Genomic DNA, 25,521 nt, shown 5'->3' with positions numbered 1-25,521 from the left:
CCCCACCATAGCAGACACGAGCGAGGACGCTCGCGCTATGCATGACATAAGAAAGACATAATCATCAATACATACAACACCAACAAGACTATGATTGAACCAGCTATACAGCAAAAAATAGACGCTTGGCTGAGCGGCAACTACGACAACGCTACCAAATCAGAAATAAACAATCTGCTCGAGCGCAACGAACACGAAGCACTGGCCGATGCTTTTTACAAAGACCTTGAATTCGGAACAGGCGGTCTGCGCGGCATCATGGGCGCGGGTAGCAACCGCATGAACCGCTATACCCTGGGTATGGCGACGCAAGGCCTTTGCAACTACCTGAAGCAGAACTTCCCAGGTGAGCGGGTGAAAGTGGCCATTGCACACGACTGCCGCAACAACTCCGATGTGTTCGCCCGCATTGCCGCCGACATTTTCTCAGCCAACGACATCGAGGCCTACCTGTTTGAGGCGCTTCGTCCTACACCGGAGCTATCCTTTGCCATCCGTCACCTAGGTTGCCAGAGTGGTGTAGTCGTAACAGCTTCGCACAACCCGAAAGAATACAACGGCTACAAGGTATACTGGAACGATGGTGCACAGGTAACCGCCCCGCACGATAAAAACATAATCGCTGAGGTGAACAAAATCACGTCTATCGACGAGGTAAAATGGGAGGCAAAATCAGGCAACATCCACATGCTGGGCCAGGAAATGGACGAGGCTTATATCGCCAAGGTGCAGAACCTTTCCATTTCACAGGATGCTATTAAAAACCAGCATGACCTCAAAATCGTGTTCTCGTCTATACACGGTACAGGTATAACGTTGGTACCGGAGGTACTCAAGCGTTTTGGCTTCACGAACGTGCATGTGGTAGAGGAGCAGGCTACGCCAGACGGCAACTTCCCGACAGTAGTGTACCCCAACCCGGAAGAAAAGGAAGCGATGACCCTGGCTCTGAACAAGGCGAAAGAAATTGATGCCGACCTTGTCATGGCCACTGACCCGGACTCTGACCGTGTAGGTATAGCTGTGAGAAACCTGGAGGGCGAGTTCGAGCTCCTGAACGGTAACCAGACGGGTGCTTTGTTGATGAACTACCTCCTGTTGGCTTGGCAGAAAGCTGGCAAGCTAACTGGCAAGGAATTCATTGTGAAGACCATTGTAACTACCGATCTAATCAAGGACATTGCCGATAGCTATAACGTGAAAATGTACGAGACCCTGACCGGCTTCAAGTACATCGCTGAGAAAATCCGTGAGTTAGAAGGCAAGGAAACGTACATCGGAGGCGGCGAGGAAAGCTACGGCTACATGATCGGCGACTTCGTGCGCGACAAAGATGCTATTTCGGCCTGCGCCCTGATCGCCGAGATGGCTGCTGTGGCAAAAGACAGAGGACAGAGCTTGTTCGAGATGATGGTGGAGATCTATACCCGGCACGGCTTCTACAAAGAAGAACTGGTATCCTTCACCAAAAAAGGGCAGCGTGGTGCAGAGGAAATACAGCAGATGATGGCCGACATGCGTGCCAATCCACCACAGACCATTGCCGGTTCCAAAGTGGTAGAAGTAAGCGACTTCAAGCACAGCACCCGAAAAAACCTGCTGACTGGCGAGGAGTCCAGACTAGATCTGGAGAGCTCCAATGTGCTGCAGTACCTGACCGAAGACGGCAGCAAGATCTCTGCTCGTCCGTCTGGCACCGAACCGAAGATCAAATTCTATATCAGTGTGAATGAGCCTTTGGCTTCTAAAGATGAATTTGATGCTGTAAATAAGCAGCTGAGCCAGAAGATAGAGCAGATTCTGGTGGACCTGAAACTTCGATAAGCTTTTAGGATATAAAAGAGGCCGGCAGTTTAAAATTGCCGGCCTCTTTTATTTTGTACCTATACCTTTTGAAGCCTCTCATCTAAGCCTGAAAGAATCTGGATAAACTGATCTGACCTGAAATCCACTTCTTTTAGCCCATCGTGGGCCTGCTCAATGAGTCCTTTACTGTAAAGCTTGTAAAGGTTCAACGCTATCTCGTTCATTTGCTGATGAAGCCGGATAAGCTGTAAAATTTCGGGTTCATGGGCGTACCGGATCTTACCCACTGTAGTAAACCAAATATCTATCGGCCCTGCATTGGAAAAGAAGTTTGCATCGAAGGTTCCGCCGTACAGAAATGAGCGCACCTTCGACTTATACAGAATATGTTTTATCCTTAGTTGCTGGAAATCTAGCCGTGCTGCCTCCATCTACACAACGTCCCTCAATTACTATTTTTTAAACGGACTTCTGACTAAAGTGACGAGAGGTCTTCCAACTTCTTTTTAAACAGAATCTCGTTGGTGATGTCGTAGCCAAAGGCCAGGATGCCTGTAATTTTGCCTGCTTCGTACACGGGCTGGTAGGAGAAGTTGAAGAACCTTTCCTCCATCTCATCAGTGCCGCCCTTTGGCAAAATGATAGGCACGCCCTCTGCAATGTAGGTTTCACCTGTCTCGTATACCCTGTCGAGTAATTTTATGAAGCCCTGTGCCTTGATATCAGGCAGTGTCTCTCCTAGTGGCATCCCTATCAGGTTGCGACCCGGGTACAGCTGCTGGTATTTGTCATTCATCAGCTCAAAGCGATGCTCCGGCCCTCTCAAAATCACAAACATGGCCGGGGCTTCCATAATGAGTCTTTCCAGGGTTTTGCGCTCTGATTCGGCTTTTTCGTAGGCGTGCTGTACCTGGTCTGATAGCAGCGCCATTTGCTCGTTTGAGTCCAGCAGTTCCTGTACCAGTTTTCTCGTGTCGTGTATGTCAGTAGAGCTGCCAATCCAGATGGTAATGTTGCCTTCGGCATCTTTCATAGGTATTGAGCGGGACAGGTGCCAGCGATAAGTCCCGTTTTTGTCTCGCATACGCAACTCCATCTGCATCTCAGCTCCCTCCTTAGCAGCCGTCTCCCATTTGGCCAGCGTATTTTCCAGGTCATCGGGATGAATTATCTGGTCCCAATTGATCTGTAACAGTGTCTCCAGATTTATACCAGTGTATTCTTCCCAGCGCTTGTTAAAATAAGAGGTCTTCCCCCCAGGTTCTACAGTATAAATGAGTTGAGGCAAGGCTTCTGCCATCACCTTGAACTTCTCTTCACTCTTCTGCAAGGCCACCTGTGATACTTCGCGTTCTGTAACATCCAAAGGCTTCTGCATAATGTATTCCACATTGCCTTCGCTGTCGAGAATCGGTGTCTGGTTTACTTCCCAGAAGCGCACTTCATACCCACCTCCTTGAGACTCAGGTTTTTGAATATCATAACGCATTGCCTCCAACCGAACAGCCTTTTTTGTTTGCAGCACCTGATCCAGGCCTTTTTTCACAGCATTGTCCTGGTAAGAATTTTCCCTCTCAGGGAATGCTTCCAGCAAGAAATGTAAGCCTATGAGCTGATCCCTTGTGCGCAGGCTGCTCTCGAGAAAGGCATCTGTTGCCGCAACAACTTTGTACTCGGGGGAAAGCACCACAATAGGTTCGGGTATACTATTGAACAGTTTATTAAAATCCATAGGAGCCTACTAACAAATAACGATAATCTTAAAGATAGTAAATCTTGTACACATACTTTGCCGCTCCAGTTATAGGAATAAGCATTTTAAAGCAGATTTTTTGCTAAGTTGAGAGCAGTACAACTGGCGGTTATTTACATGCATTCCGCAAGTTTAGTTTTAGTACCAAAGGTGATTATACATAATGCAGGTTATGAACCGGCAAAGCTACTGCTGTTGCAAGTTAAGCAATCGGTGTTTTTGTAGTCTGCCCTGGTCGGACGAGCCATTCTTTTTGTCCTGACACAAATCAAAGCTCTTCTTCTATTCGCTGAACACTCAAAATTGCGATGCGCCGGGTTATGCTAACATTACACGAAATCCTAATAACCCTGATCCCGACATTTAATTTCATTGTCCGTACTTTTGCAACACCAAATAAGATCAAAACTACCTATATGAATACATCATTCTCAGAAATAAGCAATATTATCCGGAACCGCAGAACGACTAAGCCTGGCAAAATGAACGGGCAGCGTATACCGGACGAGCAAGTGGAAAAACTGCTGGAGTTGGCGGATTGGGCTCCGACTCATGGTCATACAGAACCCTGGCGCTTTAAGGTATACGCCGGCGATAAAGTGCAGGACTTCTGCCAGGCCCACGCTGAACTGTATAAGAAGCATACCGAACAGGAGAAATACTTACAGGAGAAGTATGACAAACTGCTGCATATGGGTGACAAGGCCTCTCATGTAATAGTAGCCTACATGCAGCGCGGCAATCTGCCCAAAATTCCTGCCCTTGAGGAAATTGCCGCTACTTCCTGCGCCATCCAAAACCTGTTGCTGGGCGCTACGGCCTTAGGTATAGCCAGTTACTGGGGTTCGGGCGGCATGGCTTACCGCCCACCTATGAAAGAGCTGTTGCAGTTGCGCGAAGAAGACATCGTGCTAGGCATTCTATACCTGGGTTATGCTGATGCAATAGCAACTGAGGGCAAACGCATCGTGCCGCTGGAAGAAAAAGTAGCGTGGATGTAAAATAAAAAAGCCGCTGGCTCTCAGGCTCAGCGGCTTCTCTTCCTTTGGCTTAGGATCGTGTCGGCAAAAAATTCAGTGAGCGTATAAGCAAGTTCAAAATATTGATCGACCTGGTATACTCTCGCTTTTGCCTTTGTTAAAATTATTTTTTGTCTGAAAAATTAGAATGGCGGCTCCTCATCAAAGCCTGAGGCCGGGAATCCTCCCCCACCGTTGCTACCGTCATTCATACGGCTACCCAGTCGAATGGCACCCGGCGTTTCCGTATCGAAGCTACTGTTAGGCAGTGCGTTAAATCCGCCGTCACCACCAAAATCAGAGTCCAGATTGGTAAACTTGGTGTACTTGCCAATAAATTTCAGCTGCACGTTTTCCAGGGAACCGTTACGGTGCTTGGCTATGATCACCTCACCCACACCCGCAGTCGGGTTGCCCATTTCATCTTCGGTGATACCGTAGTATTCCGGGCGGTACAGGAAGAGCACCATGTCGGCATCCTGCTCGATGGAACCGGATTCACGAAGGTCAGACAGCTGCGGACGCTTATCGCCACCACGGGTTTCCACGGCACGGCTCAGCTGAGACAGGGCAATTACGGGTACGTTCAGTTCCTTGGCCAGCATTTTCATGGCCCTTGAAATAGAGGCAATCTCCTGTTCACGGTTACCCCCACCTTTGCCTTCGGCGTTTCCGCTCATCAGCTGCAGGTAGTCAATGATTACCATCTGGATGTCGTACTGTGCCTTTAGTCGGCGGCACTTGGTACGAAGCTCACGAATGGAAAGACCCGGCGTATCGTCAATAAAGATCGGTGCCTCGGTCAGTTTGGATATCTTATGGTTGAGCTGCGCCCACTCGTAATCTTCCAGGCTACCTTTCTTGATCTTCTCAGAATCAAGTTCGGCTTCCGACGAAATCAAACGATTTACCAGCTGCAGCGAGGACATCTCGAGTGAGAAGATCGCCACACCCTTTTTGAAATCAACGGCTGCGTTGCGCAGGCAGGAAAGAACGAAGGCAGTCTTACCCATCGCGGGACGAGCAGCCAGAATGATCAAATCCGATTTTTGCCAGCCAGAAGTTACACGGTCCAGTGCCGTCATGCCGCTTGGCACACCAGTCAGACCGTCAGTTTGTTTGCGCTTCTCTTCGAGTTCCTTGATGGCTTGGTGCATCAAAGAGCGCATATCGTCGAAGTTCTTGCGGATGTTCGATTCCGAAACTTCGTAGAGCTTGGCTTCCGTTTTGTCAAGCAGTTCGAATACGTCGGTGGTGTCTTCAAAAGCACTGGATAGTACTTCAGAAGAAATTGAGATTAGATCGCGCTTGATCGAGTTCTCCGTAATGATACGGGCGTGGTACTCGATGTTAGCTGCTGAGTTGACGCGGGTAGTCAGCTGGGTAACGTAGTAAGCACCTCCTGCCAGTTCCAGTTCGCCGTTTTCACGCAGCTCATGTGTTACGGTTAGGATATCGATTGGCTCTGACTTATCGAACAGGGCCAGAATTGCTTTAAATATGCGTTGGTGCGCCTCTTTGTAAAAAGAACTTGGGCGCAGAATGTCGATCACCGTGGTCAGCGCATCCTTCTCCAACATCAGAGCGCCTAGCACGGCCTCCTCCAAATCTAGTGCCTGAGGCGGTTTTTTACCCAACTCTGCCACAGCAGGGGCCTTTTTTGCCCAATTGCCACGGTTGCCAGTTGGCCGCACGTTCATTTTCATCTCCTCCATAAGCACAAATTTAAAAAGTAAGCCGTCCAAGTAATCCACAAATTACGGAAGATATCCACATATTAGCGTATAGCTATTTACATTTAACTCAGGAATTCTAATTTTGTCGGTTCGCTAAACGGATAGCACGGATTATGGAGAGAACGGATTTTAAACATATTCACCTGATCGCCACAGGCGGTAGCATCATGCACAACCTGGCGTTGGCACTGCATGACCAGGGTATAAAAGTGACTGGTTCGGACGATGAGATTTACGAGCCGGCCAAAAGCCGCCTGGCTGCCGCAGGTATACTGCCGGCTGAGGAAGGCTGGTTCCCTGAGAAACTAGACGCCAAGCCCGATGCCGTCATCCTGGGGATGCACGCCCGCATCGACAACCCGGAGCTGCTTCGTGCACAGGAACTAGGTATACCGGTCTACTCTTTCCCGGATTTCATTTATGAGCTAAGCAAAAACAAACAGCGCATCGTGATAGGTGGCAGCCATGGCAAGACCTCTATCACCTCCATCATCATGCACGTGCTCCAGCACTGCGGCCGCCTGTTCGACTACGCAGTGGGCGCACAGCTGCAGGGCTTCGACCGTATGGTGAAGCTCACGGAGGAGGCCCCGATCATCATCATTGAAGGCGATGAGTACCTTTCCGACCCGATCAAGCGGGTACCAAAATTCCACCTGTACCACCACCACATCGGGGTGATCAGCGGCATCAGCTGGGACCACATCAACGTGTTCCCGACGCAGGAAATATACCGCGACCAGTTCCGCATTTTCGCGGAGATGACGCCGAAGGCCGGCACGCTGATCTACAACCAGGATGACGAGCAGGTACAGTTGGTAGCCGTACCGCGCAATCCTGCTGATATTGCCTACATCGGCTATACCGTGCACCCGCACAGTATCCGCAATGGCAAAACCATCCTGCACACCAAGAAAGAAGGCGATGTTGAGATCCCGCTGTTTGGGGAGCACAACCTCCGCAACATCAGTGCGGCCAAAGAGGTCTGCAAGAAGATCGGCATCAAGGCGCATGACTTTTATGAAGCACTGAAAACCTTCAAGGGAGCTGCCAAACGCCTGGAGAAGCTGGGCGAAAACGACAATACCGTGATTTTCCGCGACTTTGCACATGCGCCTTCTAAAGTAAAAGCAACGACAGAAGCCGTGAAAACACAGTATCCGCAGCGCAAGCTGGTGGCCTGTGTGGAGCTGCATACCTTCAGCAGCCTGAATAAGAATTTCCTGCCGCAGTATGCAGGCGCCCTCGACAAGGCTGATGTTCCGATCGTGTTTTTCAGCCCGAAAACGGTGGAGCACAAGCGCATGGAAATGCTATCAGAAGAGGACCTGCGCAGTGCTTTCGGCAACCCAAAGCTGCAGGTATACACTGACTCTGACGCCTTGCTCGAACACCTGAAAGGTATGAGCTGGCAAAACGCCAACCTGCTGCTCATGAGCTCTGGCACTTATCAAAACCTTGACCTGGAGGCGCTCAAAAAAGCGGTTCTGTAAACCACCCTTGTATGAAGCTGAACCTGAAGCGCCCCATTGTATTTTTTGATCTTGAAACCACCGGCACCGACATCTGCAAAGACCGCATTGTCGAGATCAGTGTGTTGAAAGTAAAGCCAGACGGCGAAGAGATACTCAAGACACGTCGTATCAACCCGACTGTACCGATTCCGCTGGAGTCGAGTTTGATTCACAAGATTTACGACGAGGACGTAAAAGACGCTCCTACTTTCCAGCAAGTGGCCCGAAACCTGTACCAGTTCCTGGAGGGCTGTGACCTAGGTGGCTACAACCTGGTGCGCTTCGACATACCTTTGCTGGCCGAGGAGTTTCTGCGGGCAGGTATAGACTTCGACATTGACAACCGCCACATAGTGGACGCCTGCCGTATTTTCCATATGATGGAGAAGCGCACGCTGTCCGCTGCCTATAAGTACTATTGCAACAAGACACTCGACAACGCCCACAGCGCCGAGGCCGACACAGTAGCAACTTATCACATCCTGAAAGCACAGCTGGAGCGCTACGAAAATACGGTGGTGGAAGTGGCTGAAGGTATAGAAGAAACGCCTATCCAGAACGATATGGCGCAGTTGCATAAGTTCACGTTCGAGAAGTCAGCTGACCTGGCCGGCCGTATCGTGTACAACAATGCCGGGCAGGAAGTCTTTAACTTTGGTAAGCACCGCAATGTGCCTGTAGAGGAAGTACTCAGCAAAGAGCCAAGCTATTACGACTGGATGATGAAAGGCGATTTCCCGCTGTACACCAAAAAGATCCTGACCCGTATCCGGCTGCGCAACATGCAGAGTAGTGTGTCTTAGATCCCTATGCGGAGCCCCTATCTCAAGGATTTGCTGGATTAAATATTTTCAGAATTTCTAATGGGTTAACTCCCAATGATCAAAAAAAGAGCGGGCTGCCAGAAAACTGGCAGCCCGCTCTTTTTTTGATCGTTACTTAAGACTATTCCTGTCCTGAGTTCTTCAGCCTGACGCCTTGCAACAGGTTATTGCCTTCCTGCACCTTGTGGCGGCAGTCGTAGCCGGCAGCCCGGATCGAGCACTGACAGCCGGTGATCCGGTTGTCTTCGAAGGTAAAGTAGCAGAAGTCACAGCCAGCTGTGGCTTCGCAAATGTGCTTCATCGATTTGCTGCTCAGGTATAGGCTGTTATCTGAAGACACATCCAACTCCAGCGCCATAGAGCGGAAAGAGCCGTTGTGTATCCCCAAACCTACCAGATAGTAGGTAGCAGGCAGCTTTTTGTTGTCCTGCACCTTATGGATCGTCACTTTGTTTACCACCGTTCCGTTACCGAACTCCTTTATAAAAGGCTGTATCAACTCCTGCTGCGGCACCACAAAGTCAATCTCGTCAAACACCACCTGCGCCAACAATTGCCCGTCATACTTTGGTCCGGCCTCCTCGTCAAGCGGCTCCTCCTCACTTTCCTCGGGGAAAGCTTCGCGGCGGGTACAGCCAGCGGCTACAAGTAGAATCAGGGACAAGGCCAGCGACCAGCGCAGGCAGGTCAGCAGCAAGTGCCGGCCATTGGCTAAGGGTGATGCAGTCATGTAGGTTTATCGGGTTAGTGATTATTTCTTGTAGTACTTCAGCGCTTCCGGCATATAGCTCTGCAGGTTAGCGCGACGCGTACCGGCACTCGGGTGCGTGCTCAGGAACTCCGGTGGTGCCTGTCCGCCTGACTTTGCCTCCATGCGCTCCCAGAAAGGTATAGCTGCCTGTGGATCGTAGCCGGCCATCGCCATAAAGATCAATCCCAAACGGTCGGCTTCGCTCTCCTGGTTACGGCCGTACTTAAGCAGACCCAACGTAGAACCAGCCCCATAAGCTGTCATGATCAGTTGCTGTGCTACACCCGGCTGTGTACCTGCCAGGGCAGAAAGCGTCTGGCCGCCAAACTGCTGGGCCAGTTGCTGGCTCATGCGCTCGTTGCTGTGTTTCGCAATCGCGTGGGCGATCTCGTGTCCCATTACTACGGCCAAACCAGTTTCGTTCTGCGCGATCGGTAGTATACCTGTGTAGGTTACGGTCTTACCACCGGCCATGGCCCAGGCGTTCACCTGCTCATCCTCAATCAGGTTGTGCTCCCAAGCGAAGCCCTGCAGCTGGTCTGACATGTTGTTGGCAGCCATGTATTGCTCCACCGCACGCTGAATGCGCTGACCGGTACGCTTCACCATGGCCGTAGCCTGTGCATCGCGCGAAAGTTTGTTCTCTTTCAGGAACTGGTCGTAGGCGTCGTAACTCATTTGCATCATCTGCGCGTCTGACACGAGACTCAGCTGTCTGCGGCCTGTGATTGGCACCGTCGTACAGGCTACCATCATTACTGCCGCTATCGAAAAGGCGATTAACTTCTTGTACATAGTTTTAAAATTTAATGACTCTTAAATAGGCTTTTCAAATTTTGAACCAATTTTTAAGAATCAAGATAGTGTGGATCATTTAATATGATAAAATTACTATACTTTAACCGATAAAACAAAGTGCAACCTGTCACAAAACCGCAGCCTGCCACCTTGTCCGGTCTAGATTAGGTATACGAACGCTATATTATAAAATGTTGTAAGCGCCATGAACACAATAAAGCGGACCTTCTCTTGTTAAAGTATAAAAAAGGCCTGCAATAAATTCGGCCGCGGTCTAACAGAAAAAATTGTCCTGAAACTGATTCTTTTTGCGGAATTATGCTGAACTAAAACTGCAGATAGCCTATTTTTGAGAATCGATAAAGAAAACGCCCTTAATCTTTTATGAAAATTATAGCCATCGGCCGCAATTATGCCGACCACATTGCCGAACTCAAAAACGAAGTACCAGACGAGCCGGTGATCTTTTTTAAGCCTGACACCGCCATTCTGCGCAATAACGATCCTTTTTACTACCCGGAGTACAGCCAGGACATCCACCACGAGGTGGAACTGATTCTGCGCATCAGCCGCGAAGGCAAAAACATCGACAAAAAGTTTGCCCACAAGTATTACGACGCCATCGGCTTAGGTATAGACTTCACGGCGCGCGACCTGCAGGCCAAGGCCAAAGCCAAAGGACTGCCCTGGACGCTGGCCAAAGGCTTCAACGGCTCTGCCCCGGTGTCGGAGTTTGTGCCGCTTGAGCAGTTTGAAGACCTGCAGGACATCAACTTTAAACTGGATGTGAACGGCGAGACCCGCCAGCAGGGCAACTCAAAAATGATGCTGAACACGTTTGACGACATCATCGCATATATCTCCCGCTTCATCACCCTGAAGAAAGGCGATATTATCTTTACAGGTACGCCTGAGGGAGTAGGTCCGGTGCAGATCGGCGACAGATTGGAAGGCTATGTTGAAGATAATAAACTACTTGATTTTGAAATTAAATAAGCGCCTGGTGCTCCTTTTCGCTTACGTTTTTACCACTCTTGCAGCGGCTGCTCAACCAGCTCCGGAACAAGGCTACTTTATGTTCCCCATCAAGCCGGGAGTGCGCAACTACTTGTCGGGCTCTATGGGTGAGATACGCTCCACCCACTTCCATGGCGGACTTGACATCAAGACTGACCAGCGGGAAGGCCTGTCGGTATACGCTGCCGCAGACGGGTATATTTCGCGTATGAAGATGTCTACCTACGGGTATGGCAACATCATTTACGTGACGCACCCAAACGGACTCACCACCACCTACTCGCATTTGCTGGCCTTTTATGATCCTTTGGCAGACTACATCCTGCAGAAACAGTACGAGAAAGAAACCTTTGAAATAGAGCTGTTTCCTGAGAAAAACCTTTTCCCGGTGAAGAAAGGGCAGATTATCGCTTTGTCCGGTAACACAGGAGGCTCCGGTGGTCCGCACTTGCACTTTGAGATTCGTGACTCCGAAGACCGCCTGTACAACCCGCTGCGCTGGGGCTTCAAAGAGATCATCGACACCACACCACCTGACCTGCTGGGCCTGGGTATACAGCCCCTGAACATCTACGCCCGCATCAACCAGGAGTTTGCGCGTAAAGAGTATACTCCGAAGAAAACGAATGGCGTCCATACCTTGCCGGACACGGTGTTCGCCCACGGCCTGATCGGCTTTGAGCTGCAGACCATCGACCGCTACGACGACACCCAGAACCGCAATGGCACGCAGGACGTGACCGTGTATGTAAACGACAAACAGGTATACAACCACCACATCGACCGCGTGCCATTTGAGCTCTCGAAGCAGGTGTCGCAGCACGTGAACTACAACGTGTACCGCCGCACAGGGCGCACTTTCCAAAAGGCCTACGTGGACTACGGCAACGACCTGCCGCTCTATACTGCGCCGCAAAACCGCGGCAGACTCAACGTGCAGGCCGACTCGATCTATCACATCCGACTGGTAGCAAAAGACACCTACAACAACGCGTCTACCCTTAACTTTGTGGTGAAGGGACAGAAACCGACTTTCACGCAGGCAACTAACGGTAAAGTGACCAAGCCGCAACTGAGCTACGAGATCGTCGGCAATATCTTAAAAGTGAATGCCTCTGATACTTCCGCTACCCCACGCAACGTGGAGATGGTGGTCAACAACCAGCGACTAACGCTGGTGCCAAGCTATACCAAAGGCGCTGCCTCGGTGAGTTTATATGACCTGCGCGGCGGTTTGCCTGAGTCGCTGGAGTACTGCGGCACCTCTACCCCACTTGACCTGCAGGCTGCTATACCTGCGGGGCAGGAGCACAGCTTCAGCAACCGCGACATGACCATCCGCTTCGCAAAGGAGAGCCTGTACGACACGCTATACCTGCAAGCCAAAAAAGAAGGCGATGTCTATACCATCGGCGATTATTTTACGCCATTGCACAAGCCTATCAAAGTAACCATTACACCGAGTACGCCGGTAACAGACAAGAGTAAAGCCGCTGTTTATTATCTGGGCCTGGGCAAGGGCCGCGGTATGCTGGGCGGCGCCTGGGACGGCAACAGCATCACCTTCTCAGCCCGGGCAATGGGTAAGTTCAAGGTGCTCGAGGATGTAAAAGCCCCAACGATCAAGCTGCTTAGCAAAAGTCCGACACAGATCAGGTTTAGGATCGGCGATGACCTGTCAGGCATCAACTCTTTCCGCTGCGAGGTAAACGGCAAGTGGTTGCTGATGAAATACGAGCATAAAACTGCCACCATATACTCCGAAAAATTAGATAAAAGCATACCTTTGTCAGGTAAAGTGGTTTTGAAGGTAAAAGACAACGCCGGAAACGAAGCGGAGTTTACGACCACCATCTAAAATCAGGCTGCTCTGCGCAACGGTTTTACTTGCGAAAGACGACCTGTAAAGGACATTACCTACTGGATGAAACTGAAGAAGGCTGGAGGTGCAAGGTATAGCGTATCCCTGCGGCGACAGCGAAATACAGAAACCCATGGAACTGAAAATCGGAGACAAGGCGCCCGAGTTTGAGGCGCAAGACCAAAGCGGCAATACCGTAAAGCTGAGCGACTACCGCGGCAAGAAAGTGGTGCTCTATTTCTACCCGAAAGACAACACCCCTGGCTGCACCGCCCAAAGCTGCAACCTGCGCGACAACTACAGCGCTCTGCAGGCACAAGGCTACGAGGTGATTGGCGTGAGCATCGACGGCGAAAAGTCGCACCAGAACTTTATCAGCAAATACGAGCTGCCTTTTACACTGCTGGCCGACACTGATAAAAAGATAGTAGAGCAGTACGGCGTGTGGCAGGAGAAATCGATGTATGGCCGCAAGTATATGGGCACGATGCGCTATACCTTCGTCATCGATGAGGAAGGCACCATCGAGGACATCATCACGAAAGTGAAAACGGCCGACCACGCCGCCCAGATTTTGAAAAAGTAACGCAAAGCGCAGTTGTCCGAAAAGGCGGCTGCGCTTTTTTCGTTGTATATTTGCTCTAGCAAAAGAGAAACAGGACCATGGCTACAGCAAGTCAGGTATAGCCCGACCCAAGCGCTGTGAAGAAACACTTTGGTGGTTATTTTGAAACAATAATTTAACCATCAACAATTTAGCAAGGAATAAAATCAACAATTTAACAATTCATAAAATCGTGAACCCACACAATAAAAGCATCGAAGAGCTTAAGGAGATCGCGGCACAGGTTCGCCGTGACATCGTGCGCATGGTGCATGCGGTAAACTCCGGCCACCCGGGCGGCTCGCTCGGCTGCACGGACTATTTCGTGTCGCTGTACTTCCGCATGATGAACTACAAGCCTCAACCTTTCAACATGGACGGCGAAGGCGAAGACCTTTTCTTCCTTTCCAACGGACACATCTCTCCGGTATGGTACAGTGTGTTGGCTCGCGCTGGCTTCTTTGAGGTGTCCGAACTGGCTACCTTCCGCAAAATCAACTCAAGACTGCAAGGCCACCCGGCTACTGAAGAAGGCCTTCCGGGTATCCGTGTAGCGTCTGGCTCACTGGGTCAGGGACTGTCGGTGGCAGTTGGTGCTGCACAGACCAAGAAGCTCAACAAGGATAATAACCTGGTGTATGTGCTGATGGGCGACGGCGAACTGGGCGAAGGTCAGGTATGGGAAGCGGCCATGTATGCTGCCCACAACAAAGTGGACAACCTGATCGCGACTGTGGACCGCAACTACCAGCAGATCGACGGCGGTACGGAAGAAGTACTGGCGCTGGGTGACCTGCGTGCCAAGTTTGAAGCCTTCGGCTGGCATGTGCTGGAGGCTGACGGCAACAACTTTGAGACGTTGCTACCTGCTTTGGAAGACGCCAAAAGAGCGACTGGAAACGGTAAGCCTGTCATGATTCTGATGAACACGGAGATGGGCTTTGGCGTGGACTTTATGATGGGTTCGCACAAGTGGCATGGTGTAGCACCAAACGACGAGCAGCTGGAAATCGCACTTCAGCAACTGGCAGTAGAGCAAGCTTCAGATTACTAAGCATTAACACAGAGATGAAAGAATATACATATTCAGAGAAAAAAGACACCCGTTCAGGTTTTGGCGCTGGCCTGCTGGAGCTGGGTCGCACGAACGAGAACGTAGTAGCCCTTTGTGCTGACCTGATCGGTTCGCTTAAAATGGACGCGTTCAAAAAGGAGTTTCCAGAGCGTTTTTACCAGGTAGGTATAGCCGAGGCCAACATGATGGGTCTGGCTGCCGGTATGACCATCGGTGGCAAGATTCCTTTCACCGGCACCTTTGCAAACTTTTCTACAGGCCGCGTGTACGACCAGATTCGTCAGTCCATCGCCTACTCAGGAAAGAACGTGAAGATATGCGCATCGCACGCCGGCCTTACCTTGGGCGAGGACGGTGCCACGCACCAGATCCTGGAAGATGTAGGCATGATGAAAATGCTGCCGCACATGACCGTGATCAATCCATGCGACTTCAACCAGACGAAGGCTGCGACTATCGCGATTGCCGAGTACGAAGGTCCGGTATACCTGCGTTTCGGTCGTCCGGCTGTGCCTAACTTCACCCCTGCCGATCAGAAGTTTGAGATCGGCAAAGCGGTGATGCTGAATGAAGGAACAGACGTGACCATCATCGCTACTGGTCACCTGGTATGGAAAGCCATCGAAGCAGGTCACAAACTGGCCGAGAAAGGCATCAACGCTGAGGTCATCAACATCCACACCATCAAGCCACTGGACGATGAGGCTATCCTGAAGTCGGTAGGCAAGACCAAGTGTGTGGTAACTGCCGAAGAGCATCAGATGAACGGTGGATTGGGTGATTCGGTGGCACAACTGTTGGGTCGCCAGCTGCCTGCTCCACTGGAGATGGTAGCCGTGAATGACTCTTTCGGTGAGTCCGGCACACCAGACCAGCTGATGGAAAAGTATGGCCTGAGCACGGAAAACATCGTAGCTGCCGCTGAGCGTGTGATTAGCCGCAAGTAATATATAAGGCTTTACCTTAGATTTTTTACAAAAACAGAAGGGGCTGTACTGGTAAAGTGCAGTCCCTTTTATTTTTATGGACTATATTGCATATTCAGACAGGTTCAATCGCCCTGCCCCTGCTACCTGACACGTGGAAGACAAAGAGATCCTAGAAAAATTCGCTAACCCTGATAGCCGTAATCTGGCCTTCAACCAGCTTATCCGGAAGTACCAGCAAAAAATTTACTGGCACGTTCGGAAGATGGTGATTGACCACGACGACGCCGATGACCTCACGCAGGAGGTTTTCATCAAGGTATGGAAGAATCTGGAGAATTTCCGGCAGGATGCGCAGCTTTATACCTGGCTCTATCGTATCGCCACAAACGAGTGCCTTACCTTCCTTTCGAGTAAGCGCAAAAAATTCTTTTTACCCATAAACGATGTGGCCGCAGAGCTCACCGAGAAGATCGACTCCTCTCCCAACATTGATGGGGACGAGATCCAGCTCAAACTTCAAAAGGCTTTGCTGAGACTCCCTGACAAGCAAAGGCTGGTCTTCAATATGAAGTATTACGACGAGCTGAAGTACGAGGAAATTTCTGAAATTCTGGGCACATCAGTGGGTGCTTTGAAGGCGTCTTATCATCATGCTGTAAAAAAAATTGAAGAATTTATTAAACAAGATTAAACTATAGTGCGCTACCGCTATCTAACTGATAAGTACACTGCATATGAAAAACGATTTTAAATTAAGCGACCTGCCCAAGCGCAACATCTACGAGGTACCGGACAAGTACTTCGACAGACTGCCTGCGCAGATCATGGAGCGCACCGCTGGCGCCGGGTATAGCCCTGCGCCCTGGTATGCTGCCGCCTGGAAGCCGCTCAAGCTGGCCATGGCTCCTCTGGTGTTACTACTGGTCGCAGGTATCGTGTACTTCTCGCAACTGCGTCAGGAAAAAGAGGAACCGGGTGTTGTGCTGGCGACCGTAGGCGACGAAGCGATCATGGATTACTTAAGCACTTATGCTGTGCTGGAGAGTTCTGATTTTGCCGATATGACTACACTATCTAACCCTGAAATGACAGCCGAGTTTTTGAACGTGAGCTCAACAGCTGCCGAAGAGGAACTAGAATATTACCGATTAGATACGATTGACTACTAATTCACACATGAAAAGATTGCCCTTTATTTTACTTCTTTTTTGCGCATTCACGTTTGGCAGCACGGCAGCCATGGCACAGACGGGCCGCCCGCAGGACAAAAACGTAGAAGCCGCCAAAGTGGCCTTTCTGACTGACAAGATGGAACTGACCGCCGAACAATCGCAAAAGTTCTGGCCGCTCTACAACGAGTACGAAACCAAGCGCCGTGAACTGGTACGCTCCTACCGCAGCGGCTACCGCGAAGACGTGGACCAACTGAGTGATCAGGAAGCGAAAGCCCGTCTGGACGGTATGTTCAGCACCCGCGAAAGAGAACTGGAGCTGGAGAAGGAGTATGTGGCGCGTTACCAGCGTGTGATCTCTTCTAACCAGATCATCAAACTCTACCGCAGTGAGCGCGAGTTTACAAAGCTCCTCCTCAAAAAGCTGGAGGCTAACAACAAAGCACAGTAGTTTTTTTTGAATAGATAATTATAGTGAGAACAGCAAAAGGACCTGGCATTTTGCCTTGTTTTTTTCAACAAAAAGCCCCTGCTAATGGTATAGCAGGGGCTTTGCATTTTTACTGGGCTTGTGCTTAGTAAGCCTCCAGCAGAAAGCGGATATCATCGGTCGGCTTAAATTCCATTGCTGGTTTCCCCTGCAGAAAGATGCGCGCAGCGTGTGGGCCAAGCAGGTTTATCTTCTCCCCTTTTATACGCAGCATGCTGCCTTCCCGCAAACCGACTACAGGCTGACGATTGTGCACATGAAACTCCTGAATGCGGGTCTCACGGGTCTCGCCCATGTGTGTCGAGTCAGGCAGTGGATCAAGGTAGTGCGGATTGATATTGAATGGCACGAGTTGCAGCGCATCAAATGATTTCGGGAACACGATCGGCATATCGTTGGTCGTACCGATTGTTTTGCCTGCCACATTGGTGCCAGCACTGGTGCCCATGTAAGGCATCCCTTGCTCTACCCGCTTCTGTAATGGCTCGATTAATTTATTGGCGTAGAGTTGGCGCAGCAGCAGAAAAGTGTTGCCTCCCCCTATAAACACGGCCTCTGCCTGCTCTACCGCTGCAACCGCGCTCTCCGACTCGTGCACACCACTTAAACTGATGCCCATCGCTTCAAATGCTTCGCGTGCTTTGGCGGTATAATCGGTATGGGAAATGCCACCCGGACGGGCATAAGGGATAAACAGGATACTCTTGCGGTCGCCCAGCAGTTCTTTTATCTCACTCTGGCAGTGCTCCAGGTAGCCGGTGCCGTGGGTGGTTGATGTGCTGATTAACAGAATATCTTTCTTTGGTAGGGCTTTTTTCATTTGTCTGTATTTTAGGTGATACGGGTCGCGTATACCTGCAAAAGTATCAAATTCCGGCGAACCCCTCTCCTTTCAGCTTTTATTCAGTTGCTATACCTGCCCGGATCAGCTGTATACAAAGCATACCTACACCTATTCTTGCTGCTATACCTGTTGTCAGGTCTTCACTCTTAACTTGATCGTTTCCAGGTAAGGATCCAGGGAGGCTTTATTGGTAAGGGCGCGCACCAGACCAATGGTTTTGAGATCGTACAGGAACCACACCTCCACATAGTAATTATGAAACCAGTACAAATCAATTTTACACCATCCGCGGATGATGTGATGCAGATATCGCCCTTGCTCCAACACCAATGCGGCTTGCTCCCGGGGCGAAAGCGAATTAAACTCAGAAATATTCAACATAAAACTACTCCATACCTTTGGCAATGAAAAAAGGCTGCCGGGGCAGCCTTTTGGTTAACGAAAATATCAGCGGTTTTGATATTAATTCAAATGTAGGGTGTATAATTCAAACCTGGTGGAGGCAAAACTCCAGTGCGAAGATGACGGATGAATCTCGACGCCGTCCTCATCCATGATTGTCACGGCAAAGCCGTCACCCTGGTTGAGGGGCTCGGTAAAGTGCTTCACAGGATACACTCTCCCTTCCTCGATCCATTCTTCCGGTTCGAAAGCCGGCATCGACGCATCCACACACTTCGCGTAGACAGCCATATAGCTTGGGGGAACAAATAAATTTACCATGTGTATGTAACGTTTTCAGAAAGATAAATAATTCCTGCCAATCAGGAAACATTGCCCACATTAAATTTAGTGAAGGCCTGCATAGAATTAAACACAAAAAGTGTGCCTTTGTTTTACACACCGCCGCCATCAGCAGCAAGTAATTTTATGCCACCATATTGTCAGCAAAAGCAGCTGGCTGACGCGTCAATTGTGGCAGTTGACCATGCCAAGGCCTAATCTGGCGGTTTACTGCAGCCAAATATGACGGCAGCCGTACTATAGTATTCCGCCCGTAATATCATTTCACAAATAAAAAATGGTGCATGCCTATGGAAACTACTTATCGTACCTCAACACACGAAAGCAAACAGGCTTTTCCAGTTGCTCCGGGAGTTTGGGGACTTAAGACTGTCTTTGTCAATCTCTTCTTTATCACCTCCCCGGATGGTTCCTGGGTATTGGTAGATGCCGGCGTGTACGGTGCCGCTCCCAAGATCAGGAGTGTGGTGGATGAACTTTTTGGCGGGGAGCGTCCCAAAGCCATTCTGCTCACGCACGGCCACTTCGATCACATTGGGGCTCTAAAAGAGCTGGCGCACGACTGGGATGTGCCGGTCTATGCTCACCCCCTCGAAATGCCCTACCTGAATGGCAAGTCGTCTTATCCACCACCAGACCCAAGTGTGGGCGGTGGCGGCATGGCTTACATGTCATTCCTGTACCCTAAAAAGCCAATAGACATCCACGAAAACCTCGAGCTACTGCCAACCGACGGCTCCGTGCCCGGTCTGCCTGGCTGGCGCTGGATCCATACACCGGGCCACACAGCCGGGCATGTCTCCTTCTTCCGTGAAAGTGACCGCGTGCTGCTGGCGGGCGACGCCTTCATAACGCGGCACGGCGAGTCGATGCTGGCTGTGATGACGCAGAAACGTGAAGTGCATGGGCCGCCCAAATACTATACCTCCGACTGGGGCGCGGCGCATCATTCCGTGGAAAAGCTGATGGAGCTGAATCCGAGTGTAGCTGCCACAGGGCATGGTTTGCCTATGGAGGGTGCGCAGCTAATGCAGCAGCTTGAAAGCCTGGTAAAGGACTTCTGGTCTGTGGCTGTACCCGGGCATGGCCGCTACGTGCACGAGCCCGCTATTGCTGATGAGCAAGGGGTGCTCTCTGTGCCGCCTGCTCCAGACAACACCATCCCCAAGGTGCTGGCAGCCACTGGCATTGTCGCCCTGGCAGGTATAGCGCTGGTCGCATACTCACGCCGCAATAACAAAACTAACAGAGGGAAGCATACATCGCCTGATATGAGAGAGCGGCCTTTCTCCCACAACAGGCCCCTGCAAGGTATACCACCTACCGTGCCGGCCTCTCTGGAGGAGGATGATCCGCATGCACATACCAACAATTACCCATAGACGGGAAAGGCCGGGAGCAAACGCTTCCGGCCTTTCTTCTATACCTTTTAAATTCGAATTAATTACTTGCCCCTTCCGGAGCCGCTTTTCTTGCCGCCTCCGTCCTGCTTGTTTACAGTAGCCCAGGCTCGCTTCTCAGCTTCGTCGTGGCTCACGCCCTTCTTTTCATAGCTTTCCTCGATGTGCTCTGCTTTGCGTTTTTGCTTATCTGTATAAGATGATTTATCTCCTTGTGGCATTTGATCCTCCTTTTTAAAGTTCAACATATAAAGCCGGTCTATTTACCAGCCTCCCATTTTTATACGCAAGGCGGACAGGCAAGTATAAATGACATTGGTGGATTACTGCAGCGATTGAGCCTTTTTCACGTTATGATAGAGAAACGATAAGCTATGGAACAGGTACAGTATAACTTTCAGGACAAGGTGGCGCTTATAACTGGTGGCACATCAGGTATAGGACTGGCCACCGCCCAACTGCTGGTAAAGTCAGGTGCGCAGGTTATTGTGACAGGTCGCGATAAAGAACGTGGAGACACTGCACTGGCTGCACTCCCTTCGTCCACGCTTCAACCCATCTACATACAGACCGACAACAGCAATAACGACACGATCTTTGCTCTCTTTCACGAAATCCAGAACAGATTTGGCCACTTGGACATAGCCGTCAACAATGCAGCCCAGGAGTCAGGTATAGGTAAGCCCCTGCATGAGTTTGAACCACATGAGTATGAGGATGCCATGGGGGCCAACTTGCGTGGAGTATGGCTTTGCATGAAACAGGAAATAAAGCTGATGCTCGAACAGAAACCCTCTGGAGGAGCCATTGTCAACGTAGCCAGTGTCAACGGACTGGGAGGAGCTGCCATGGGTTCGCTTTACTCAGCAGCCAAGGCGGCAATCATTGCACTTGCAAAATCAGCCGCTCAGGAAGTGGCGACGGCTAATATCCGGATCAACGTGCTCGCCCCTGGCGCCCACCGTACGCCTATGCTGCAGAAGGCTTTTGAATCGCAGGTAAACGGAGACCTGTCTAAAGTGCCGGAAATTGAGAAGATGTACCTTTCGTATATTCCTCAAAAAAGAATTGCAGACCCGCAGGAAGCAGCTGCCGCTATACTCTGGCTTTGCTCAGACGCCGCAAGTTATATCACAGGTCAAACCACGATAGTGGACGGAGGTATGAGTGCCATGCTGCGATAGCTTCCAAAATTGCCTACCTTTGCGGCATGGTATCATTGAGACAGCTGTTTTTGCAGCATCAGGCACAGACAAGCGACTTTCCGCTGATGATCGAAGTGGAGAAGGCAGAGGGGATTTACATGTATGGCAGCGAAGGCCATCGCTACATTGACCTCATTTCAGGTATAGGCGTAAGCAACGTGGGGCACCGGCACCCGAAGGTACTGCGGGCCATACACGACCAGCTGGACCGCTACATGCACCTGATGGTATACGGGGAGTTTGTGCAGGCGCCGCAGGTACAGCTGGCCCACGCCCTCAGCGGCACACTGCCTGATCGACTCAACAACACCTACCTGCTCAACTCCGGAGCGGAGGCTGTCGAAGGTGCCCTGAAGTTGGCCAAACGCTACACAGGCCGCACTGAGCTGATTTCCTGCTACAATGCCTACCACGGCTCTACACAGGGTGCTCTTTCCATGAACGGCAGCGAAAGTTTTAAGAATGCTTTCCGCCCGCTCCTGCCTGACGTGCGCCATATTCATTACAATAGCATCGCTGACCTGGAACAAATAACGAAGCGCACAGCCGCAGTCTTGATAGAGACTGTGCAGGGTGAGGCTGGTGTTCGTGTGCCGGATCAGGATTATCTGAAGAGATTGCGAGAGCGCTGCAACCAAACGGGCACGCTGCTGATTCTGGATGAGATACAATGTGGCTTCGGCAGAACCGGTACCTTCTGGGCCTTTGAACAGTTCGGCATAGAGCCTGATATTTTGGTATGCGCCAAAGGGATGGGAGGCGGTATGCCGATCGGTGCTTTCATCGCACCACAGGAAATCATGGCCGCTTTCAAGACTGATCCGATCCTGGGCCACTGCTCTACCTTTGGCGGACATCCGGTCAGCTGCGCTGCATCCCTTGCAACACTACAGGTGATTCAGGAAGAAAACCTGCTGGAAGGCGTCGCACAGAAAGCCGAGCTGATTAAGCAGCTGCTGGTGCACCCGCGCATCAAACAGATCCGCAACCAGGGACTTATGATGGCCGCAGAGTTTGAGTCGTTTGAGGTACTCAAAGCGGTGATTGATCAGGCCATCCTCAATGGTGTGCTGACTGACTGGTTCCTGTTCTGTGACAACTCCATGCGCATTGCACCGCCGCTTACCATCACAGAAGAGCAGATTCATGAAGCTTGCCAGATCATCCTGAGGTCTATTGATGAAGCATTGGCTTAGTTTTCCATACCTGTCAGGTATACCAACAGACTGTCCTGATCAGGTATAGGCAAAGGGAGGCGTAAATATTTTCTTCTGAGTGACTATCGGGAGCGGCTTTGTCACGTAAAAGCCGTTGCTACACCTTATATCCGGTGTGACTTCCCAATTATCCTCTATGGAAATAGCCATTGTACTGACCTTGCTGGTGATAGCGGTTGTGCTGTTCGCGACCGAAAAGGTGTCTGTTGAGCTGGTCACCCTGCTCATACTTATCATCCTGGCGGGTTTGCGCATCATCAGCCCCGAGGAGGCCTTTGCCGGCTTCAGCAGCGACTTTATCATCATCATCGCCTCCATCTTTATACTCAGTGCCGCCCTTGAAGAAACTGGTATCCTTGACTTTGCCGTAGTGCGACTCGTGCGGCTGGCCCAGCAGAGCAACAACCTGATGCTGCTGACCATTATGCTGGTGACCGGGGTGGTTTCAGCTTTCATGAACAATACCACCGTTACGGCTATGTTCATCACGCCACTCATTGGTCTTTCGAAGCGGATCAACATGAGTGCCTCCAAACTACTCATGCCGCTGGCTTATGCCGCCATCCTGGGGGGTACCTGCACCCTGATCGGCACTTCCACCAACGTAGCCGTGAGCGGCTACATTGCCAAGGCAGGCCTGGAGCCGATCGGGTTGTTTGAGATATCAGGTATAGGCTTCATCATTTTCGCGGTGGGCATGGTCTATATGATGACCGTGGGGCAGCGCATGCTGCCAAGCCACGTTGACCAGGAACTGGCCGAAGAGTACAAGCTGCAGAAGTATGTCACCGAGGTGGTGGTGCTACCTGACTCGCCACTCGTCGGACAGCTGGTGTTTGCCTCTGACCTGACCACCCTGAACCTGCGCATGCTCAATGTTATCCGCGCTCAGGAGAACTTCCTCCCCGACTTCCGTACCCGTATCCGTGCCAACGATATTTTGCTGGTGGAAGGAGATGTGGACACGCTGATGAAGGTAAAAGAGACCAAGGGGCTGCAGATCATGGCCGATGCACTTATCTCCAAAGACCTTGAAACAGAAAACATCCGGCTGGCAGAGATCATGATCACGCGGCAGTCCAACCTGATCAACCGCACCATTAAGGAGTCGGAGTTCTTACGGCGCTTCGGCCTGGTGGTGCTGGCCGTGTCGCGGCATGGCGAAACGCTGCGCAGCAAGATAGGCAGCATCAGGCTGCGCATGGCCGATGTACTGCTGGTACAGGGCGCGCCTGAGCGCTTCGAACAAGTCCGCAACTCAAACCACATTGCCGTGCTCGACGAATTTGAGCCGGTGCTCTACAAAAAGAAGAAGGGACTTATCGTGATCATCAGCTTTGCGTTGGCTATACTGGCAGGTACGCTGCAAGTGCTCCCACTCTCCATCGCTTTTCTGTCTGCGGCTGTCGTGAGTATCCTGCTACGGGCAATCAGTACCGAGAAGGCCTACAATGCCATCGACTGGCGCCTGCTTATTCTGATAGGAGGTATGACGGCCTTCGGGGCGGCCATGGAAAATTCCGGTGCAGCCGAATTTCTGGCGCAGGGCATTGTGCAGGTGATGGAGCCTATCGGTGGCAGAACAGGTATATTGGCGGGCTTTGTGATTCTGACCGTGCTGCTGACACAGCCTATGTCCAATGCGGCGGCGGCGCTGGTGGTCATACCCGTGGCTTTACGAGCCGCCATGGAGCTTGGCGCCGATCCACGCTCCTTTGCCATTGCCATTATGCTGGGGGCCTCGGTATCGCTGGTAACGCCTTTTGAGCCGGCCTGTATCCTGGTTTACAGCCCTGGCAAATACCGCTTCTGGGATTTTATCAGGATCGGCTCTCCGCTTACCTTACTGCTGGTGATTGTGATACTGGTGCTGGTGCCTGTGTTCTGGCCTATGTAAAATTACTCCTGCAGTCCGCTGAGTGTCACGATGACTACTGCGAATAAGGCTGCAGAGAGTCCCATAGCCAGAATCAATTTACCGGCCTGCATGGCCACGACTTTTTCAGGACGGGGCAGCCAGAGGTAGTTCAGGCTCAGGTTGAGCAGGTATACCATGATTGTCAGCAGAAAGCTGATAAACCAGAAGGCAAAAAAACGCAGAATGAAATCTTCGGAGAGTAAGGTAGCCTCGTAGGAAATAAGGTGTAGCTCGTGGGCGAAAAAGAAGTAAGCAAGTAGTAACAGTGCCATGGCATAAGCCGCCAAAATAGCCCCGTTCCACACACGCAGATTTTTCATGCGATCATTATTTAGTAATTCAAGAAGGCTTGCGCATCCTGCCGTATCTCCTCACGGGAAAGGCCGTCTTTTACTCCAATGGAAATCTTGCGCACCAGCACCCCTACGATGGATTTCTTAAAACCGAGCCGCACAGCCATGTTGACGCAGAATTCCATTTCACTTTCATCGACTATGCCATCGGCCAGCATCATCTCCACCAGGTCGTAGATCTGGTCGAAGCGCTCCGTGTCATTAGAGGGCAATTGAGGTTTTACAGCTTGCACGTTCGAAAGCAGGTCACGCACTTCACTGGATTTCATGCCATGGCGCTCACCGATGGCAATTATAAAATCCATTTCGGTGGGATCCACATGACCATCCGCCTTGGCTAGAGCACCGAGATTGGTGATGTGGCTCTTTAATTTTTTCTCTGCCTCGCTTTCAAAAAAACTAAACATACAATTCCCTTTTTGACTTGTTTACTATTTCATAACAAATTAATAACGAATGCAATAAGTATAGCTATACCCTGCCGGTTATTT

Annotated in this window: 27 protein-coding genes; 16 read left to right on the top strand and 11 right to left on the bottom strand. The window is 50.8% G+C overall.

Annotated elements, in window-relative coordinates:
- Positions 1-90 precede the first annotated feature (90 nt).
- Complete coding sequence (locus I0P70_RS05895; RefSeq protein WP_196115457.1) at positions 91-1,824, top strand: phospho-sugar mutase; 1,734 nt, start codon at positions 91-93, stop codon at positions 1,822-1,824.
- A gap of 59 nt (positions 1,825-1,883) precedes the next feature.
- Here I0P70_RS05895 and I0P70_RS05890 read toward each other — a convergent pair whose 3' ends face one another.
- Both I0P70_RS05890 and I0P70_RS05885 read right to left on the bottom strand, forming a co-directional pair.
- The gene (locus tag I0P70_RS05890) at positions 1,884-2,237 is read right to left on the bottom strand and encodes a histidine kinase (RefSeq protein WP_196115455.1); all 354 of its coding nucleotides are present in this window, start codon (positions 2,235-2,237) and stop codon (positions 1,884-1,886) included.
- A gap of 44 nt (positions 2,238-2,281) precedes the next feature.
- Positions 2,282-3,538 (bottom strand): PAS domain-containing protein, encoded by a 1,257-nt coding sequence (locus tag I0P70_RS05885; RefSeq protein WP_196115453.1) that lies wholly within the window; start codon positions 3,536-3,538, stop codon positions 2,282-2,284.
- Positions 3,539-3,975: 437 nt separating this feature from the next.
- On the opposite strand from I0P70_RS05885, the gene I0P70_RS05880 reads away from it, so the two are divergent.
- Positions 3,976-4,560 (top strand): nitroreductase, encoded by a 585-nt coding sequence (locus I0P70_RS05880; RefSeq protein WP_196115451.1) that lies wholly within the window; start codon positions 3,976-3,978, stop codon positions 4,558-4,560.
- A gap of 161 nt (positions 4,561-4,721) precedes the next feature.
- On the opposite strand, the gene dnaB is transcribed toward I0P70_RS05880, so the two are convergent.
- The gene (gene dnaB, locus I0P70_RS05875; protein WP_076422470.1) at positions 4,722-6,293 is read right to left on the bottom strand and encodes a replicative DNA helicase; all 1,572 of its coding nucleotides are present in this window, start codon (positions 6,291-6,293) and stop codon (positions 4,722-4,724) included.
- 134 nt (positions 6,294-6,427) lie between these two features.
- On the opposite strand from dnaB, the gene murC reads away from it, so the two are divergent.
- Both murC and I0P70_RS05865 read left to right on the top strand, forming a co-directional pair.
- A complete protein-coding gene (murC, locus tag I0P70_RS05870; protein WP_196115449.1) occupies positions 6,428-7,807 on the top strand; it encodes a UDP-N-acetylmuramate--L-alanine ligase in 1,380 nt (459 codons plus the stop codon).
- An 11-nt stretch (positions 7,808-7,818) separates the two neighbouring features.
- Positions 7,819-8,631: a 3'-5' exonuclease gene (locus I0P70_RS05865; protein ID WP_196115447.1), complete on the top strand. Its 813-nt coding sequence runs from the start codon at positions 7,819-7,821 to the stop codon at positions 8,629-8,631.
- 142 nt (positions 8,632-8,773) lie between these two features.
- On the opposite strand, the gene I0P70_RS05860 is transcribed toward I0P70_RS05865, so the two are convergent.
- Together I0P70_RS05860 and I0P70_RS05855 are read right to left on the bottom strand one after the other, a co-directional pair.
- Positions 8,774-9,382 (bottom strand): hypothetical protein, encoded by a 609-nt coding sequence (locus I0P70_RS05860; protein ID WP_196115445.1) that lies wholly within the window; start codon positions 9,380-9,382, stop codon positions 8,774-8,776.
- Positions 9,383-9,403: 21 nt separating this feature from the next.
- Positions 9,404-10,198 carry a M48 family metallopeptidase gene (locus tag I0P70_RS05855; protein WP_196115443.1) on the bottom strand — a complete coding sequence of 265 codons (795 nt, stop codon included), beginning with the start codon at positions 10,196-10,198 and terminating at the stop codon, positions 9,404-9,406.
- Positions 10,199-10,585: 387 nt separating this feature from the next.
- Between I0P70_RS05855 and I0P70_RS05850 the strand changes: the two genes are divergently transcribed.
- From I0P70_RS05850 to I0P70_RS05815, 8 genes are all read left to right on the top strand, one after another.
- Positions 10,586-11,197 (top strand): fumarylacetoacetate hydrolase family protein, encoded by a 612-nt coding sequence (locus I0P70_RS05850; protein ID WP_196115440.1) that lies wholly within the window; start codon positions 10,586-10,588, stop codon positions 11,195-11,197.
- The gene (locus I0P70_RS21515; protein WP_196115438.1) at positions 11,184-13,076 is read left to right on the top strand and encodes a M23 family metallopeptidase; all 1,893 of its coding nucleotides are present in this window, start codon (positions 11,184-11,186) and stop codon (positions 13,074-13,076) included. Before I0P70_RS05850 ends, I0P70_RS21515 begins: the two co-directional genes overlap by 14 nt.
- Positions 13,077-13,212: 136 nt before the next feature.
- On the top strand, positions 13,213-13,665 hold the full coding sequence (gene bcp, locus I0P70_RS05840) for a thioredoxin-dependent thiol peroxidase (RefSeq protein WP_196115436.1): 453 nt from the start codon (positions 13,213-13,215) through the stop codon (positions 13,663-13,665).
- 211 nt (positions 13,666-13,876) lie between these two features.
- Entirely contained in the window at positions 13,877-14,737 is an 861-nt protein-coding gene (locus tag I0P70_RS05835) for a transketolase (RefSeq protein ID WP_196115434.1), read from the top strand.
- A 14-nt stretch (positions 14,738-14,751) separates the two neighbouring features.
- Positions 14,752-15,705: a transketolase family protein gene (locus I0P70_RS05830; protein ID WP_196115431.1), complete on the top strand. Its 954-nt coding sequence runs from the start codon at positions 14,752-14,754 to the stop codon at positions 15,703-15,705.
- Between the two features lie 133 nt (positions 15,706-15,838).
- On the top strand, positions 15,839-16,378 hold the full coding sequence (locus tag I0P70_RS05825) for an RNA polymerase sigma factor (RefSeq protein WP_196115430.1): 540 nt from the start codon (positions 15,839-15,841) through the stop codon (positions 16,376-16,378).
- A 43-nt stretch (positions 16,379-16,421) separates the two neighbouring features.
- Complete coding sequence (locus tag I0P70_RS05820) at positions 16,422-16,856, top strand: hypothetical protein (RefSeq protein WP_007658196.1); 435 nt, start codon at positions 16,422-16,424, stop codon at positions 16,854-16,856.
- Positions 16,857-16,863: 7 nt separating this feature from the next.
- Positions 16,864-17,310 (top strand): hypothetical protein, encoded by a 447-nt coding sequence (locus I0P70_RS05815; RefSeq protein WP_230392019.1) that lies wholly within the window; start codon positions 16,864-16,866, stop codon positions 17,308-17,310.
- 124 nt (positions 17,311-17,434) lie between these two features.
- On the opposite strand, the gene pepE is transcribed toward I0P70_RS05815, so the two are convergent.
- From pepE to I0P70_RS05800, 3 genes are all read right to left on the bottom strand, one after another.
- Positions 17,435-18,169: a dipeptidase PepE gene (gene pepE / locus I0P70_RS05810; RefSeq protein ID WP_196115427.1), complete on the bottom strand. Its 735-nt coding sequence runs from the start codon at positions 18,167-18,169 to the stop codon at positions 17,435-17,437.
- A 156-nt stretch (positions 18,170-18,325) separates the two neighbouring features.
- Complete coding sequence (locus tag I0P70_RS05805; RefSeq protein ID WP_196115425.1) at positions 18,326-18,574, bottom strand: hypothetical protein; 249 nt, start codon at positions 18,572-18,574, stop codon at positions 18,326-18,328.
- An 81-nt stretch (positions 18,575-18,655) separates the two neighbouring features.
- Positions 18,656-18,886: a hypothetical protein gene (locus I0P70_RS05800; RefSeq protein ID WP_101445357.1), complete on the bottom strand. Its 231-nt coding sequence runs from the start codon at positions 18,884-18,886 to the stop codon at positions 18,656-18,658.
- Positions 18,887-19,227: 341 nt separating this feature from the next.
- Between I0P70_RS05800 and I0P70_RS05795 the strand changes: the two genes are divergently transcribed.
- The gene (locus I0P70_RS05795) at positions 19,228-20,319 is read left to right on the top strand and encodes an MBL fold metallo-hydrolase (protein WP_196115423.1); all 1,092 of its coding nucleotides are present in this window, start codon (positions 19,228-19,230) and stop codon (positions 20,317-20,319) included.
- Positions 20,320-20,381: 62 nt separating this feature from the next.
- Here I0P70_RS05795 and I0P70_RS05790 read toward each other — a convergent pair whose 3' ends face one another.
- The gene (locus I0P70_RS05790; protein WP_007658208.1) at positions 20,382-20,585 is read right to left on the bottom strand and encodes a hypothetical protein; all 204 of its coding nucleotides are present in this window, start codon (positions 20,583-20,585) and stop codon (positions 20,382-20,384) included.
- 126 nt (positions 20,586-20,711) lie between these two features.
- Here I0P70_RS05790 and I0P70_RS05785 point away from each other — a divergent pair, with 126 nt between their 5' ends.
- From I0P70_RS05785 to I0P70_RS05775, 3 genes are all read left to right on the top strand, one after another.
- Entirely contained in the window at positions 20,712-21,521 is an 810-nt protein-coding gene (locus I0P70_RS05785) for an SDR family NAD(P)-dependent oxidoreductase (protein ID WP_196115421.1), read from the top strand.
- 26 nt (positions 21,522-21,547) lie between these two features.
- A complete protein-coding gene (locus I0P70_RS05780) occupies positions 21,548-22,738 on the top strand; it encodes an aspartate aminotransferase family protein (RefSeq protein ID WP_196115419.1) in 1,191 nt (396 codons plus the stop codon).
- Positions 22,739-22,895: 157 nt separating this feature from the next.
- Positions 22,896-24,656, top strand: a complete 1,761-nt coding sequence (locus I0P70_RS05775) for an SLC13 family permease (RefSeq protein ID WP_196115417.1) — start codon at positions 22,896-22,898, stop codon at positions 24,654-24,656.
- Positions 24,657-24,658: 2 nt separating this feature from the next.
- Here I0P70_RS05775 and I0P70_RS05770 read toward each other — a convergent pair whose 3' ends face one another.
- Together I0P70_RS05770 and I0P70_RS05765 are read right to left on the bottom strand one after the other, a co-directional pair.
- A complete protein-coding gene (locus I0P70_RS05770) occupies positions 24,659-24,997 on the bottom strand; it encodes a hypothetical protein (RefSeq protein ID WP_007653770.1) in 339 nt (112 codons plus the stop codon).
- An 11-nt stretch (positions 24,998-25,008) separates the two neighbouring features.
- Entirely contained in the window at positions 25,009-25,437 is a 429-nt protein-coding gene (locus I0P70_RS05765; RefSeq protein WP_007653771.1) for a TerB family tellurite resistance protein, read from the bottom strand.
- Between the last annotated feature and the right edge of the window lie 84 nt (positions 25,438-25,521).

Source organism: Pontibacter sp. FD36 (assembly GCF_015686655.1).
GTDB lineage: Bacteria > Bacteroidota > Bacteroidia > Cytophagales > Hymenobacteraceae > Pontibacter.
Note: the sequence above shows the minus strand (reverse complement) of the source record. Positions and strands in the feature narration are given on the sequence as shown.